Origin of the sequence: Francisella noatunensis subsp. noatunensis (assembly GCF_009823375.1) — a bacterium.
GTDB classification, from domain to species: Bacteria; Pseudomonadota; Gammaproteobacteria; order Francisellales; family Francisellaceae; genus Francisella; species Francisella noatunensis.
Genome location: NZ_WBSX01000033.1, coordinates 1 through 15,995, shown reverse-complemented (window position 1 = coordinate 15,995; position 15,995 = coordinate 1). Strand labels below are relative to the sequence as shown.

Below are 15,995 nucleotides of genomic sequence, written 5' to 3'. Positions count from 1 at the left end.
AACTAGCAAGACTGGCATCAAAGTATTCTTTGCTGATCCATACAGTCCTTGGCAAAGAGGTACTAATGAAAACATGAATAGGTATATCAGACAATTTATACCTAAAGGTACTAACTTTAACAATATATCTCATCAATACATTAGAAAGTTACAGATAGACTTGAATAATAGACCTAAGAAATGTTTAAATTACTTGACACCTAATGAAGTACATTTTGGTATCTCTATAAACATTGAGAATACAATCTAGCAAACATTAAAAAAGAGTCTGATTCTAAAATAGTTACTGAGCTAAATTTGCAGACCTATTCACGTCAAGGAGTAGGAGCGTAATTTAAATGAGTAAATATCAAAGATTAAAATTGTTATGTCTAATATTATTGATAGCTGGTTATAGTAATTGTTATGCTTCTTATCAAACTAGAATAGATCAGGTTAATCAACTTATTCAGAATAGTACTAAGACTACAAAAAGTACAGGAAAGCTTGATATTTCTGAATATAAAGGAGATACACTAACTTTTGAGAGATTATCAAAAATACGTAATATTTTTAATATAGATCACATGCTACCTTTTGAAAAAAGAGTACCTATCAAAGGGGTTAAACAAACACAAGAAGTTGTTAAACTTAAGCCAATAGTTATTCCAGAGGAACTCAAAGAAGTTATGAATACTAAGCCTACAAGTTTACAACAGTATCCATTAAATTCTTTTAAGTTTAAAGGAACAGTTTCTCAAAATAATCAAAAATGGGGTGTAGTTGAAAACTCAATGGAGAATAAGCCAATATATATAAAAGAAGGTGAACTCATTGGACAAAATTATGGGAAAGTCGAAAATATTACCAAAGAAGGTATTGTAGTCGATGAATGGAAAAAATGATCAAAAGAGAGTTTGGCAAAAAACTCCAGTTACTATACATTAGGGTGAATTAATGTTTTTTAGAAATAATAAATTATTAACTGTTTTGACTCTATTGGGAGGATTGCTAGGTTGTGAAGCCTCATTTGCAGACTCACAAAATAACAGTCAAACACCAGCAAGTCAGCTTCAAGAGGCTAAGCCGCCGGAAACGAAGATAGTTGGAAGAGATGAAAGTAAAACCACTAATTATAGCAAACATATTAAAGATCTAGAGTTTCATCGAAGTTTGAATGGTAGTGCTGTTTTTGATGTTGCTTTTGAGGAAAATATTAGCAATTTTGCTGGATATAAAACAAAAGTATCTCAAGATGGCTATACTCTTACTATAACTTTTGATGATACAACAATATCTGATAAATGGGTAAGTAATATTGATACTAAAGTATTTAATACGATAGCAGATTCAATAAAAATTCTTAAAGACAATGGTAATGTAATTTTTGTGATACATTCTCTAGATAGAATTGCTTTGAGTGATTTTAAAGAGGGTAATACTTTTAAGTTTAAAATTGATAGACGTAATAGCCGTGTTGAAGGCTTTAACGTTAATGAGCCTATAACAATATCTTTTAAAGATACGCCTGTACAGACAGTTCTTCAGGTCCTATCAGAATTTGCAGGATTAAATTTAGTTGTTAGTAGTAGTGTACGTGGAAACGTGTCTATTGATCTTAAAAATGTCCCATGGAATGAGGTGATGAATATCGTTCTTGTTAGTAAGGGACTAGCTACCAAAAAAATGAGTAGTATCCTTTATGTTGCGACAGCAGCTGAAATCGCAGCACAAGAACAACTCGAGCTACAAACAAAAAGATCATCAGAAAACAACGCGACGTTAGTAACAGAGTTTATTCCTCTAAACTATACTACAGTACAAGCAGCTCAGACAGTTATTACTTCTATGGTAAAACAAAATGGTGGAATCATGTCGCCACGAGGTAGTATAACTTCAGATACTCGTACAAATACGCTTATCGTAACCGATACAGAGGAAAAAAATCCACTTATTAGGAATGTCATAAATGAAATTGATATACCTAATGATCAAGTATATATAGAATCAAGAATTGTGGAAGTAAGAAGAGCAAGTGGTTTAGAATTGGGATTTAATTATGGTGTTAAGGGACCTAATGATATTTATAATGTTGGACTTAAAACATTTACTAATCCAATACCACAGCCTGGTCAACAAAACCCTATCGTTGCGAGTACTGTAAGTTTAGCATATACCCTAATGGGGGGGCAGTTAAAAATGGAGATTAGAGCTCTTGAGAGTGAATCTTTAGCTAATCAAGTTGCCTCACCACATTTAGTTGTTACAAATAATCAAGTGGCATTCATTAAAGATGGACAGGATGTTCCTTATCAACAAGCAACAGCCTCGGGTGCGGCATCTGTCGCATTTTAAGAGGCAGTGTTGGATGCACCAGATGGAAATATTGTAATGGATGTACTTGTAACAAAAAATAGCGTTGGTGCATCCTCTGGTAAAACCTCGACGGGAGAGGATTTACCGCCAATTATTGATAAGCGAGAAGTAACTACTAAGGTAATGGTTAAAGATGGTGAAACCGTAGTAATTGGCGGTATCTACTCTAAGAAACAGACAGAAACTCGCAATAAAATACCATTTTTAGGAGATATACCATATTTGGGTTACTTATTTAGTAATACAGTTATTGCCGATCAGGATAGTGAACTTTTAATTTTTATAACACCTAAGATTATTGAAACGAAGGTTCAAAAATGGTAGCAGATAATAGTTGCAATAATATTAATATTTAGGTATCTTATAGCCTATAATTTTTTATGTACAAGGGGTGATTAGTAACAAACTATCACGGTGTGTAATTAACTTATAATTTTGAGTCAAAAATGATAAGAACAAAAAATATTTTCTTAATTGGTCCAGTTGGTGCTGGAAAATCTACTATTGGTAAGCAATTAGCTAAACAGTTAAAATTAGAGTTTATAGATTCTGATGATACAATAGAAAAAAAGTGTGGTGTTGATATTAATTGGATCTTTGATCTAGAGGGTGAAGAAGGCTTCAGGAAGCGTGAGCGAGATGTTATTGCTGAGATTTTGGCAGAAAAGCAAAATATAGTTCTAGCTACTGGTGGTGGTGCTATACTTGATCCAGATACGAGATCATTGTTATCTTCACGTGGTAAAGTTGTTTATCTTGGGGCAACTATTGAGCAACAACTTGAGAGAACGGCAAAAGATACAAAGAGACCTCTTTTAAGAGTTGATGATAAAAAACCTGTCTTAGAGCAATTAATGGCTGAGAGAGAGCCTTTATATAGAAGTATTGCTGATGTTGTGGTTGAAACAAATGGAGCGACAGTAAAAAATATAGTTAACAAAATATCTACATTCTTAGTTGAAGAAACAATACTGTGATTAGTGAACTATTAGTAAATCCTACGTCTAGTGAAAGTTATACTATTATAATTGATTCTTCACTAGATCTTTCTCATATTATTTCTCATATAGAAAATAAACAAGTCTTAGTTGTCACGAATACTACAGTTGCTAGTTTATATCTTGATAGTTTTTTAGATTCAATGCCTAATGAATTAGACATTAAGACATGTGTACTTGAAGATGGTGAGCAATATAAATCTCAAACAAGCTTAGATAAAATATTATCATCTTTGCTAGAAAATCAATACACTCGAAATTCAACTGTTTTAGTGGCACTAGGCGGTGGTGTTATTGGTGATATTACTGGTTTTGCTGCTGCGATATATCAGCGAGGAGTAGACTTTATCCAAGTTCCTACTACACTATTATCACAGGTAGACTCTTCTGTTGGTGGTAAGACAGCAATAAACCATCCTTTGGGTAAAAACATGATAGGAGCTTTCTATCAGCCAAAGCTTGTTTATACATCTGTACAATTTTATCAAACTTTACCTCAACGAGAATATACATCTGGTATGGCTGAAGTTGTAAAGTATGCTTTTATCTCAAAAGATTTTTATCATTGGCTTGATTTAAATAGAGATAAAATTTTAGCTAAAGATGCTTCTACTCTGATAGAAATGGTCAAGAGAAGTTGTCACATTAAGGCTCAAGTTGTAGCGGAAGATGAAAAGGAAACTACAGGCGCTAGAGCAATCCTTAATTTCGGACATACATTTGGTCATGCTATTGAGAAATGTCAAAAATATCTAGGTTTAAAACATGGAGAAGCAGTAGGTGTTGGAATGGCTCAGGCTATAGATTTTTGTTGCTACCTAGATATAATTTCACAACAACAAGCAAAAGATTTTAAAAAATTTATAGTTAGCTTTGATATTTCTATTGATTTCCCTAGAGATATTTGTCAAAAAGAGTTTTTATATGCAATGCTTTTGGATAAGAAAAATAGTAATAAAGAGTTAAAATTTATTCTTATAAAAGATATCGGAAACTTGGCTTTACATAAGCAGTCTAAAAAAGATTTAGAATTATTCTTGAAAGTTTCTAATAGAAAATAACGAATTATATTGATAGCATATTTCTATTGGTCACTTCTAAAAATTCTAAAATATGAAAAATAAAATTTTAGTGGTAGGGATGTTGTTATTTTCATTGTCGGGAGTTTCTTTTGCAAGCTATACTGTTTTAGATGATAAAGGTAAAGCTATAACTAACTGTGCTGATTTAGAAATAGAAAAGGATAATTAAGATAGATTTTCTAGAGCTGTTTTCTCAAAATGTAATAATAGAGAAGTATTTTCTTATACTGGGAATTTTAGATATCAAGAAAGATAAATATTATAACTTTAAAGGCTAATGCAAATAAAATTGCTTTCTGAGATATTTCAGAATTTATTAATCTAGTTAATTTTTGTTATCTATCAAACTTCTAGTAACTTTTTTTAACTCATTTCTGTAGTAATCAAGATTTTTTGAAGACTCAACTTTTAGATCTTTGATTTGTTGAGTGAGAAATGCAATTTGGCTCTCTAGGCTTTCTTTCAAGTCAGATATACGTTGCTTAGATTGTTCCTGAATAAGATCACAGTATGATTTAGCATCTTTAGCTAATCTTTCTGCTGTCTCACGGCGAATACTCTCTTTTACTAATGCTGAGTATAGTTTTTTGATTTTGATTTCATCATCAGATTCATTAAGTAGAGTCGACCACTCATCTGAAATATTGCTAAACAAATCTAGTTCATCGATATCTTGAAGTATTTTTGTAACATTTTGACTGATAGCCATTAAATTTAAATCCTTTTAGTATTTTTTAGTTTGAATAAACTTATTTTAGATAGGTAATAAATAGTTATGAATAAACCTAAAATTATAGAGCAAATAATACCGGATTGTTTAGCTAAATAAAAGAGTATTTTTTGAAATAATTCCTTTAACGATATTGGTTGTCTTAAGTGTATAGTATAAACTAGTGTAATCCTTATATTTAATAAGCTTGACTATTTATGATAATAAAAAATGATGATCTTATATTCAGCTCAGTAGAAAAAATAAAATACTCTGCACGTAGAGGTATGCTAGAGCTTGATATAATATTAGCTCCATATTTAAATAATTGTTATATGCAAGAAGATCTTGCCGGTAAAAAATTGTTTGTCGAGTTTTTGACTAGCGAAGATAATGACATGTTTGACTGGTTGTTTAAAGGAGTTACTCCACCAGATAGATACAGAGAGCTTATTAACAAAATTATTCTAGAAAAGAAAAAATTTAACAAAAATAGATTAAAGTAAGTATAAAAGGAAGCAATATGAATAACTTATTAAACCATTCAGGTGAGTATCCTATTTCAAATGAAATAATGAATATCTCTAAATATTGGCTTATAGAAGAAAAAGAGGCTGTAACTAAACTCGTAGATAGAGCTCATATGTCTAGTGTGCAAAAAGCACAAGTAAGAGAAAGAGCATATGGTTTAGTAGAAAAAGTTAGAAAAAATAGGCTAAAGAAATCTGGTATTGATGCTTTTATGATTGAGTATGACTTATCTTCTGAAGAGGGTATCGTACTAATGTGTTTAGCTGAGGCGTTATTAAGAGTACCTGATAAATACACCATTGATCTACTTATCAAAGATAAATTAACTAGTGCGGCATGGAAAAATCATGTTGGTAGAGAAAAACATTTGTTTGTTAATGCTGCTACATGGAGTTTGATGTTAACTGGTAAAATTTTGAAGAAGCCTCATGGAGCATATAGAAAGGTTTTTCAAAACTTGCTAAAAAAATCAAGTGAACCAGTAATTCGTCAAGCTATGAAGCAGGCTATGAAAATAGTTGGTAAGCAATATGTACTTGGTGAAACTATTGAAGAAGCATTAAAAGTATCAGAAACTAAAGTTGCTAGAGGATATAGTTATTCTTATGATATGCTAGGCGAAGCTGCAATGACTATGGCTGATGCTGATTATTACTATGGTCAGTATTTGCATGCTATAAATGAGCTAGCTAAATATGCAACAAATAGAGAGATTAAAAAGAATCCGGGTATATCTATCAAACTATCTGCTTTACATCCGCGTTATGAAGTTGCAAAGCATCAAAGAGTTCATGAAGAATTATATCCAAAGTTACTTAAACTTACTCAGTTAGCTAAAGAATATAATGTAGGAATGAATATTGATGCTGAAGAAACTGAGAGATTGCAAATATCACTAGAGTTGGTAGAGAGATTGGCTCATGAGCCATCTTTAGATGGATTTGATGGGATTGGTATAGTTGTTCAGGCTTACCAGAAAAGAGCTCCTTATGTATTAGATTACTTAGCTAATCTTGCTAGGAAAACTAATCGAAGATTTATGATTCGTCTTGTAAAAGGTGCATATTGGGATGCTGAAATTAAACATGCACAAGAGCAAGGTTTAGCAGGTTACCCAGTATTTACACGTAAATATCATACAGATGTTTCTTACCAAGCATGTGTGAAGCAACTTTTTGAACATCCTCAATATATTTATCCGCAGTTTGCCACTCATAATGCTCAAACTGTAGCTGTAGTGATGGAGTTGGCTAATGGCAATAAAGATTTTGAGTTTCAATGTCTACATGGTATGGGTGATCCTTTATATGACAATATAGTTGGTAAAGAAGGTTATGAAGATATTCCTTGTAGAATATATGCTCCGGTTGGTGGACATAAGCACTTACTTGCTTATTTAGTCAGAAGATTACTAGAAAACGGTGCTAATAGCTCATTTGTAAATAGAATCGTTGATGAAAATTTACCTATTGAAGAGCTAATAGAGGATCCAGTTAAAAAAGCTGTTGACTATGGTTGTGGTCAGCATCCTAATATATCATATCCAAAAGATATAGTAGCTCCTAGGTTAAATTCACAAGGTCATAATACTAATGACTTCGCAGTGTTAGCAGAGATGTATAAAAATATTGAGAAATATACTTTTAAAAATACATATAAAGCAAAGCCAATAGTTTCTAATGTTGATATTGACAAGAGCACAGCTGAAGCTGTTATAAATCCAAATACTGGCGATATAATTGGTACTGTGATTAATGCTGATGCTAAAATGGCAAAAAGAGCGTTAAAAAATGCTCAAAGTGCATTTGAGGATTGGAATAATACTCCAGCTAGTCAAAGAGCTGATATTCTAGAAAAATTCGCAAATTTATTAGAAAAGAATACTGATGAATTTATTGCTATAGCGATGATTGAAGCTGGTAAAACTTTATCAAATGCTATTGATGAGGTTAGAGAAGCTGTAGATTTCTGTCGTTATTATGCTGCTCAGGCACGTAGAGAATTTAATGGACCGATTGAATTGCCTGCATTATCCGATCATCTAAAACAAATTGAGTTTACAGGTCGAGGAGCAATGGTATGTATTAGCCCTTGGAATTTCCCTTTGGCAATATTCTTAGGTCAGATTACAGCTGTTTTAGCTGCTGGTAATACTGTAGTAGCTAAACCTGCCGAGCAAACTCCTATTATCGCTTATAAGGCTATCAAGTTATTATTCAAAGCAGGCCTTCCTAAAGGTGTATTACAGTTTACTCCAGGAGAAGGGGCAACTGTTGGTAGTGCTTTAGTTCAAAGTCCTGTATGCAAAGGGGTTATATTTACAGGATCAACTGAAGTTGCAGGAATTATAAATCAAACATTAGCATCAAAATCTAGTGAAATAGTACCATTTATAGCAGAAACTGGTGGTCAGAATGCTATGATAGTAGACTCTTCGTCTCTACCAGAGCAGGTTACTGGAGATGTGATACGTTCAGCTTTTGATAGCGCTGGTCAGCGTTGTTCGGCATTACGTATATTATGCTTACAGGAAGATATAGCAGATAATTATATCAAAATGATTGTTGGTGCTATGAAAGAACTTAAAATAGGCGATTCAAAGTATATTGATACAGACGTTGGTCCTGTAATAGATAAAGAAGCAGCTGATAATCTAAATGCATATATAGAAGAGAAGAAAAAACAATTTAAACTTGTATACCAAGCTCAACCAAATGAGGATACTCAAAAAGGTACATTTGTAATGCCTACTGCATTTGAAATAGATAAGTTATCTGACCTTGGTAGAGAACAGTTTGGTCCAATTCTTCATATCCTTAGGTTTAAAGCAAATGAACTTAGCAAACTTATAAAGGATATTAACTCTACTGGTTATGGATTGACTGCAGGTGTTCATAGTAGAATTAATGAGGTTATGAACTATGTTAAAAATAACATCAAAGCTGGTAATGTCTATATAAATAGAAATATTGTCGGTGCTGTTGTCGGTGTCCAACCTTTTGGGGGACAAGGTAAATCTGGTACTGGTCCTAAAGCGGGTGGTCCATACTATATGCATCGTTTGGCAAATGAAAAATTATCAGGTGTTGGTGCGGTAGAAGAGATTTATAATCCTGAAAAAATTGCTAATGATGAACTAGCTACAAACAAACTGATAAAAGATAAATATAGTATCACTAATATTGTAGCTGGTGAGAAAGCTAAGAAGGATAAATTTGTAGATCTAAAATCTGCTAATGGTAAGAATATTGGTAAAAAATATGTTGCCTCTGTAAGTACCGTCGATAAAGCTATAGAAGTAGCTTATGCAGAAGCAGATGCTTGGAATCATATAAATGCTGAAGATAGAACTTTAATTGTTGAAAAATTCTTAGATTTATTAGAAAAAGAGCGTCATCTAATAGCATCATGCTTGGTTAGTGAATCAAATGTATCTGTAGAAGATGCTCATATTCAGATTGATAAAACTATACAGCAAGTAGCATATTATTGCTTACAGGCTAAAAAGGAATTTGCACATCCTGAGTTGTTACCTGGACCTACAGGTGAAATTGATGAGCTAAGCTTGAAAGGGCGTGGTGTAGTATTTAGTATGTGCTCAAGTTGTGACTTATTAATAAGATTTGTAGGTCAAACAACAGCTGCATTATTAGCCGGTAATACTGTTGTAGCTAAACCTGCATATACAGGTAGTTTAACAGCTTATAATATTGTTAAGTTAATGCTTAAGGCTGGTGTTAATCCTAAAGTTATTAATTTAATTTTATCTGATGATGAAGAGATTACTTCAGCGCTACTGTTCAATAGCAAAGTAGCTTTAGTGACTTTTTCAGGAAGTATTTCAGCAGTTAAACAAGTTCATCAAGCTTTGGCATTACGTAGAGGAGCAATTATCCCGTTTGTTGCAGAAAGTGTTGCTAAAGATGGTAAGTGCACTAGCTTAGCAATAGAAACAGCATCACCTCTATATTTGCGCAGATTCGTTGTAGAAAAAACTGTCAGTGTCGATACTACCGCATCTGGTGGAAATGCATCTTTAATGAGTTTAGAGGAGTAAAAAATATTATAAACTCATATTCTTGATGGTAATTTAAAACTTACCTTGTCAAATTTTTTGTCAGTCGATGATCAAAAATTATCAAAAAGTTTTTTGTCTAGTTTTAAATTAATTATAAGGAAAGAATATGAGTGATAATGTATCTGTAAAAAAGATGTCGTTGTTTAGTGCTGTATTGATCGGTACTACTTATATGGTCGGTTCAGGCTGGCTATTTAGTGCTCAGCTTACAGCTAAAAATGCTGGTAACTGGGCTTTTTTGGCTTGGATTTTAGCAGCATTAATTGTTGTAATGATTGCGCTATGTCTTGGTAAAGTTGTATCTTTGTATCCAGTAAGAGGAGCTACAACTAGATCGAGTGCGATATCTCATAATAGTATTTTTGCAATGCCATTTGCTTTTGCAAACTGATTGGTATTGTTGTAGTTATTTCATCTGAAGCATTAGCAACTACTCAGTATCTATCTGGTGTTAAGTCTATGCAATGGTTAATGAGTGATGGCGTTTTGACTACAGCTGGTATGACTTTCGCACTAGCTGTATTATTTATATATTTAGTTATTAATTTTTATGGTGTTAAATTATTAGCTAGAGTCAATAATGCTATAACAGTATTTAAAATAGCAGTACCATTTATAATTGTTATTATATTTATAGCCTATGCATTTATACATAGCTCTGATCATGTTAGTATGTTTTCCGAAGATATTCCTAACAATTCCCAGTTTGGATTTGGCTCAGCTTTGACTGCTATTGTTGCCGGTGGTTTGATCTATACCTTCAATGGATTTCAAACTGTTGTTGCTTATGCTAGTGAAGTTAAAAATCCTGGTAGAAATATTCCATTAGCAATTATTTTAGCTTTACTTATAGTTTTAGTTTTATAGCTAGATTGTATTCTGAAAGTTTTAAATAGTTGAAAGAGAGTTCCAAATATGGTTTATTAGATTTTGATTCACCATTATTACAATTAGCAACACTATTAGGACTTGGTTATATATCATTTTTGCTTATAGTTGATAGCGTAGTTAGTCCATCTGCTACAGGATATACATATTTAGGTGCTTCTTCGAGAATGCTATATGCAATGTCTTCAGAAGGACAGATGCCTAGATATTATGCTAAAATTACTCCTGTTGTAAATATCTCACGTAGATCTCTTCTTGCAAACTTTATATTATCAGTCATATTTTTGTTTTTCTCAGATAACTTGACTGGTTTGATGTTGGTTGTGACAGGTTTTCACATTATAGGATATATGGCAGCACCTGTAAGTATGGGAGCTTTAGCGCCACGTACTAGACTATTTGGTTTGGTTGTATTTGTGGTTTTGACATTGTTACTTAATACAGTAGAGATTCAGACACAAATAAATATGAGTGCAATACTTGTAGTTTTAATAACTATATATGCAAGCCTTGAGTTTAGAAGAATTGGTATTAAAAATCTTTTAATGCTTATATTACCATTTATAATTTTTGTTTGTTTAACTACACCTATAACAAACTATTTTGTTGACGCTATTGTTGGTGCAGTATTCTATTGGTTTGTGACTGATAAGCGTTATGTAGCATTTTGTAGATCTACAGCAAATGAGAAGAATATTATTGTCGATTAATGCTTTTTAGCTATAGTCATTAAACTTTTATCTATCTATAATACATCTCTAATATTATCAATTTATTTTGAATAATGAAAAATGCAATATGGATTTTAGTAATACTGTGTTTAGGTTACTTTATAGATTTTTATGATTTGACTGTCTTTAGCGTCTCTTATGTTGATTTACTAAAGCAACAATTTGGAATTTTTGATTCTACTAAAATTCAACAAACTTATTACTTGATAAATAATATTCAAATGGTAGGTATCTTAGTCGGTGCAATCCTCTTTGGTATCTTGGCTGATAAGTTTGGGCGTATTACTGTTATAAAATATAGTATTTTGCTTTATTCTTTGACTACTTTATTGTGTATATTTGTAAATAATATCTACATTTTTATGCTACTAAGATTTTTAGCATACTTGGCTCTAGCAAGTGAGTTTGCTGTATCTAGTGTTTTGATAGTAGAATTTTTTCCGCCTAGATTAGCTGCTTGGGGAATGAGTCTTTTATATATTCTTGGAGTATTAGGAGGAGTGGTCGCTACACTTTTGGGTGTTTTATCTTATAAAGTAATGTTTATTTTTGGTGGATTTGCTGGTTTGGGAATTTACGCATTTCGAAGAGTATTAGAAGAGTCACCATATTTTATAGAGTTGTATAAATCTGATAAATTTAAAAATGCGGGAAGTATTAGTTTTCTTATCAGAAATTATAATAAACCGCTGATTCTTAACTTTTTAATTACGCTACCTTACTTCTTTGTGATAACTGTAATGTTTGCATTAGTGAAATTCATCGCAAATGATATAGATTTTGCAAGTTTAGTTAAGCTGTTTTTATTTGGATTTTTTGCAGGAAATATTATTAGTAGTGTTCTTAGTGGAATATATAACCAATATTTTAAATCACCGAGTTTATTTTTTGTAATAAATATAGTTATATTTTTGGTGAGCATTTTTGCATATAAGTACGTATCTAGTGATTTTATATTTTTCTATGGAATACTTATTGGTCTTATTGGTGGTGGTTATAATATCATGTGGGCACAATATGCAGCCACTGAGTTTCCGACAGAAGTTCGTTCATTAGCTACTAATATGATATTTGCCTTAGGTAGGACTAGTAGTATTTTCTTTGGGATTATTTTTGCTTATTGGATTACTAATGAAAGCACATTTAGAATGAATGTAAATATCTTAGCCGTATTAGTAGCTATTATGGTCTTACTAATAATTATGTTTTATAAAAGAGAGAAGATATTAAATAAATAGAGATTAATATTTATGGGTAATAAGATTTTATTTGGGATTACTGGTAGTGTATCAGCTTTTAAGACTATAAATTTAATAAGACTTTTTATTAAAAGTGGTGTTGAGTGTAGAGCTATAGTTACTATAGGAGCACAGCAGTTTATAAAGCCTGAACTTTTAGTAGCTTTAGGCTGTAATGTCTATACTGATGAATCTTTGAACATGAGTGAATATAGTCAAAGTATGGCACATATCAATTTATCACGTTGGGCTGATAAGATATTTATAGTTCCGGCTTCAGCAAATACTATTGCAAAATTAGCTCATGGTTTAGCTGATGATTTATTAAGTCAAACAATATTAGCTAATGATGACAATTCTAAAGTATATATAACTCCTGCTATGAATGTAAATATGTGGCAAAATCAATTAACTCAGATGAATATCACAAAGCTTCAAAATATAGGATTTAATTTGATTGCTCCAGATCAAGGCATTCAAGCTTGTGGAGATATAGGGAGTGGCAGATTACATGAGCCTGAAGTTTTGTTTGAGTTATTGAATGTTGCTCAAGATTTCAAAGTTAAAAAAGTAGTGATAACAGTAGGAGCAACTGTAGAAGATATTGATGGTGTTAGATACCTATCAAATTACAGCTCTGGTAAAATGGGCTTTGCTTTAGTAAGAGAGTTACTTGCAAGAGGAGCAACTGTTGTAGTATTAAAAGCAAAAACGACAATAAGTTTTGATATTAAACATCCTAACTTAGAAATCATTGATACCAAAAGTGCTGATGCAATGAATCAAGCAATGCTTGAGAAAGCTAAAGATAGTGATATTTTTATTGGTTGTGCTGCAGTAGTTGATTATAAGATCAAAAATAAATTTACTAATAAAATTAAAAAAACTAATGAAACTTTAACCTTAGAATTTATTAAAAACCCTGATGTTTTAGCAAATTGTAAAAAATCATATCCAAATATTTTTGCTATAGGCTTTGCGGCTGAGTCTGAAAATATAGTTGAATATGCTCGATCTAAGCTTGTCAAAAAAAATCTAAACATGATAGTTGCTAATTCAACCGAAGTATTTGGTAATGATAATTCAAGTGTAACAATCTTATCTGAAAATAATTTAAAAGAGTATAATAATATATCAAAATCACAAGTTGCAAAATTGATATTAAACTATGCTAAAAGTATCTACTAAAAGAATTAAAACTACACAAAGTTTCTTAAATGTAATTTCATTAGAAAATGATAGTATCCAACTAGAACTATTAGATATTGGGGCTACTGTATATTCTCTTAGAACTAGAGATAACAATGGTAAGTTTAAAAATATAGTCTTACAGTATGCAGATATAGAAAATTATTTTAATAATCCATCATATTATGGTGCTAGTATCGGTAGGGTAGCTGGGAGGATCAAAGATGGTGAGTTTATCTTAAATAATAAAAAGTATAGTGTTAGTAAAAATGAGAAATCTATTAATACTCTTCATGGAAGTTTTAATAATATCTCTCATCAGCGATTTGATTATACAATTAATCAAAATAAAGTTAAATTTAGCCGTATTCAAAAATCATCAGATGATAGTTTTCCAGCAGATGTTCAAATTGATATAACTTATGAGTTACAAGATAATTCATTAGTAATTCATTTTGAAGCCATAGCTAATGAAGATACATTACTAAATCTCACAAATCACAATTACTATAATTTATCTGGAGATTTTAAAGCTACTATAGAAAATCATAAACTACAAGTATCTGCAAAGAGATTAGTAATAACTGATACAAACAGTATACCTAAGCAAATTATAAAAATTCCTTATGAAATGGATTTTAGTCAAGAATCAGTTATTGCAGATAAATTAGCAACTAATTTTGAATATTTTAGTGGTGGTGGGATAGATCATTGTTATATTGTTGATGGGGCTATTAAATTGACAGATGAGATTAGTGGACGAAAGCTTGTAGTAACAAGTTCTTATCCAGCTACGCAGATATATACTACTAATTTTCCTGATGGTTTGAAGTTATCAAATGGTTTAAACTCACAGAAATTTCATGCAATCTGTTTTGAGCCACAGTTTATACCAGTAATTGGTGAAAACTATGATAATTCAGATATTAAGCTCAAGAAAGGGCAACAATATAAGCAATTCATTAAGCTTGAGTTTTAGTTTAATTTCTTATGCAACTCTAATGCTTTGTCTCGAGATTTCTTGAGGTCTACTACAGGTTTTGGATAATTATCACCCAATTTAACTCCTGCTTCTTGTAAGACTAGCTTGCTTGCCTCCCATGGTTTTGCAAGTAGTTTATTGGGTAAAAGCTTGAGTTCAGGTACATACTTACGAATATATTCATAAGCTTCAAATTTTTCAGCTTGTAGCACAGGATTAAAAATTCTAAAGTAAGGAGCAGCATCTAGACCACAACCAGCAACCCATTGCCAGTTAGCATTATTACTAGCAAAATCAGCATCGAATAAAGTATCAAAAAACCATTTTTCTCCATATTTCCAGTGGATAAGACAGTTTTTGATAAGAAAGCTGGCAACTATCATACGTACGCGATTATGCATATAACCAGTCTGCCAAAGCTCTCTCATACCCGCATCAATTATTGGAATACCTGTTTGTCCAGTTTGCCATCTTTTAAGAAGAGTAGCGTCGTTATCCCATTCAAAACTATCAAACTTTTGGTTGATGTTCTTGTTATGTAATTCAGGATAATAATATATTTGATAATAAGAGAAATCACGCCAGACTAACTCTTTTATAAAGTGTTCTTCATTGTTACCGATACAGTCTAGACTTTGCACTGCGTTAAAAATTTGGTTAGGAGATATCTCACCAAAGTGTAAATATGGTGATAATTTAGAAGTTGAGTCTGTACTCATGAAGTCTCTAGCTATTTTGTATTCTTTTACTTTACCATCTAGAAACTCTTCAAGGATTTGATGCGAGGCATCTTCGCCAATTTGCCATTGATCTATTATATTTTGCCAAGAAAGTTTTGGTTCTAGTAGTTTTAAAGAATCTAATTCATCAGCAGTTTCTAGTTTTTGAGTTATTATCAAATCTAGTGTATGGGAATTAAGCGGCATAATTTTTATCCTGTTTTATTTTGTCAACTTCATGCTCAGAAATGCCATCAATAAAAGTTACATTATTTAGCATTTCATTAATTCTCTTATAGCCATTTAATCTATGCCATTTTTTCTCAGCTTGTATAGCTAACTTAAAAAAAGCAGCCAATAAAGTCTCCCTAGAGTAACAGCCTCTAGCTTGTTTAGTCCTGTGTTTTATAGTAGCAAATGTAGACTCTATAGGATTTGTAGAACGAATATGTTGCCAATGCTCGGCTGGAAAGTTATAAAACTCCAACAACTTTTC

At 31.8% G+C, this 15,995-nt stretch carries 10 protein-coding genes and 7 pseudogenes; 14 read left to right on the top strand and 3 right to left on the bottom strand.

The window, feature by feature from the left end:
- From F8C69_RS04155 to F8C69_RS04125, 7 genes and pseudogenes are all read left to right on the top strand, one after another.
- Positions 1 to 250: IS30 family transposase (locus tag F8C69_RS04155; RefSeq protein ID WP_159183763.1), on the top strand; the 250-nt coding region annotated here is incomplete at its 5' end.
- Positions 251 to 252: 2 nt separating this feature from the next.
- A pseudogene (locus F8C69_RS04150) lies at positions 253 to 333 on the top strand (type IV pilus inner membrane component PilO); the annotation flags it as partial.
- A gap of 5 nt (positions 334 to 338) precedes the next feature.
- Positions 339 to 927, top strand: a pseudogene (locus tag F8C69_RS04145) (pilus assembly protein PilP).
- 9 nt (positions 928 to 936) lie between these two features.
- Positions 937 to 2,679: pseudogene (locus tag F8C69_RS04140) on the top strand (type IV pilus secretin PilQ).
- 122 nt (positions 2,680 to 2,801) lie between these two features.
- Positions 2,802 to 3,332 (top strand): shikimate kinase AroK, encoded by a 531-nt coding sequence (gene aroK, locus F8C69_RS04135; protein WP_159184313.1) that lies wholly within the window; start codon positions 2,802 to 2,804, stop codon positions 3,330 to 3,332.
- Positions 3,329 to 4,414, top strand: coding sequence for a 3-dehydroquinate synthase (gene aroB / locus F8C69_RS04130; RefSeq protein ID WP_159184312.1), 1,086 nt, complete (start codon positions 3,329 to 3,331; stop codon positions 4,412 to 4,414). The genes aroK and aroB overlap by 4 nt, the downstream gene beginning before the upstream one ends.
- Positions 4,415 to 4,466: 52 nt before the next feature.
- A pseudogene (locus F8C69_RS04125) lies at positions 4,467 to 4,691 on the top strand (hypothetical protein).
- Positions 4,692 to 4,760: 69 nt separating this feature from the next.
- Here the strand turns inward: F8C69_RS04125 and F8C69_RS04120 are convergent.
- Entirely contained in the window at positions 4,761 to 5,144 is a 384-nt protein-coding gene (locus F8C69_RS04120) for a kinesin (protein ID WP_159184311.1), read from the bottom strand.
- A 218-nt stretch (positions 5,145 to 5,362) separates the two neighbouring features.
- On the opposite strand from F8C69_RS04120, the gene F8C69_RS04115 reads away from it, so the two are divergent.
- From F8C69_RS04115 to F8C69_RS04090, 7 genes and pseudogenes are all read left to right on the top strand, one after another.
- Positions 5,363 to 5,650 carry an FAD assembly factor SdhE gene (locus tag F8C69_RS04115; protein ID WP_004287893.1) on the top strand — a complete coding sequence of 96 codons (288 nt, stop codon included), beginning with the start codon at positions 5,363 to 5,365 and terminating at the stop codon, positions 5,648 to 5,650.
- Between the two features lie 17 nt (positions 5,651 to 5,667).
- Complete coding sequence (putA, locus tag F8C69_RS04110; RefSeq protein WP_159184310.1) at positions 5,668 to 9,732, top strand: bifunctional proline dehydrogenase/L-glutamate gamma-semialdehyde dehydrogenase PutA; 4,065 nt, start codon at positions 5,668 to 5,670, stop codon at positions 9,730 to 9,732.
- A gap of 127 nt (positions 9,733 to 9,859) precedes the next feature.
- A pseudogene (locus F8C69_RS11265) lies at positions 9,860 to 10,614 on the top strand (APC family permease); the annotation flags it as partial.
- A gap of 59 nt (positions 10,615 to 10,673) precedes the next feature.
- A pseudogene (locus F8C69_RS11260) lies at positions 10,674 to 11,351 on the top strand (APC family permease); the annotation flags it as partial.
- 74 nt (positions 11,352 to 11,425) lie between these two features.
- A complete protein-coding gene (locus F8C69_RS04100) occupies positions 11,426 to 12,610 on the top strand; it encodes an MFS transporter (protein WP_159184309.1) in 1,185 nt (394 codons plus the stop codon).
- A gap of 12 nt (positions 12,611 to 12,622) precedes the next feature.
- A complete protein-coding gene (coaBC, locus tag F8C69_RS04095) occupies positions 12,623 to 13,798 on the top strand; it encodes a bifunctional phosphopantothenoylcysteine decarboxylase/phosphopantothenate--cysteine ligase CoaBC (RefSeq protein WP_159184308.1) in 1,176 nt (391 codons plus the stop codon).
- Entirely contained in the window at positions 13,779 to 14,777 is a 999-nt protein-coding gene (locus tag F8C69_RS04090; RefSeq protein WP_159184307.1) for an aldose epimerase family protein, read from the top strand. The genes coaBC and F8C69_RS04090 overlap by 20 nt, the downstream gene beginning before the upstream one ends.
- Here F8C69_RS04090 and F8C69_RS04085 read toward each other — a convergent pair.
- Together F8C69_RS04085 and F8C69_RS04080 are read right to left on the bottom strand one after the other, a co-directional pair.
- A pseudogene (locus F8C69_RS04085) lies at positions 14,774 to 15,646 on the bottom strand (cryptochrome/photolyase family protein); the annotation flags it as partial. The gene F8C69_RS04090 and the pseudogene F8C69_RS04085 overlap by 4 nt on opposite strands.
- Before the next feature lie 49 nt (positions 15,647 to 15,695).
- On the bottom strand, positions 15,696 to 15,995 hold a 300-nt coding region (locus F8C69_RS04080; protein WP_201285310.1), incomplete at its 5' end, for a transposase.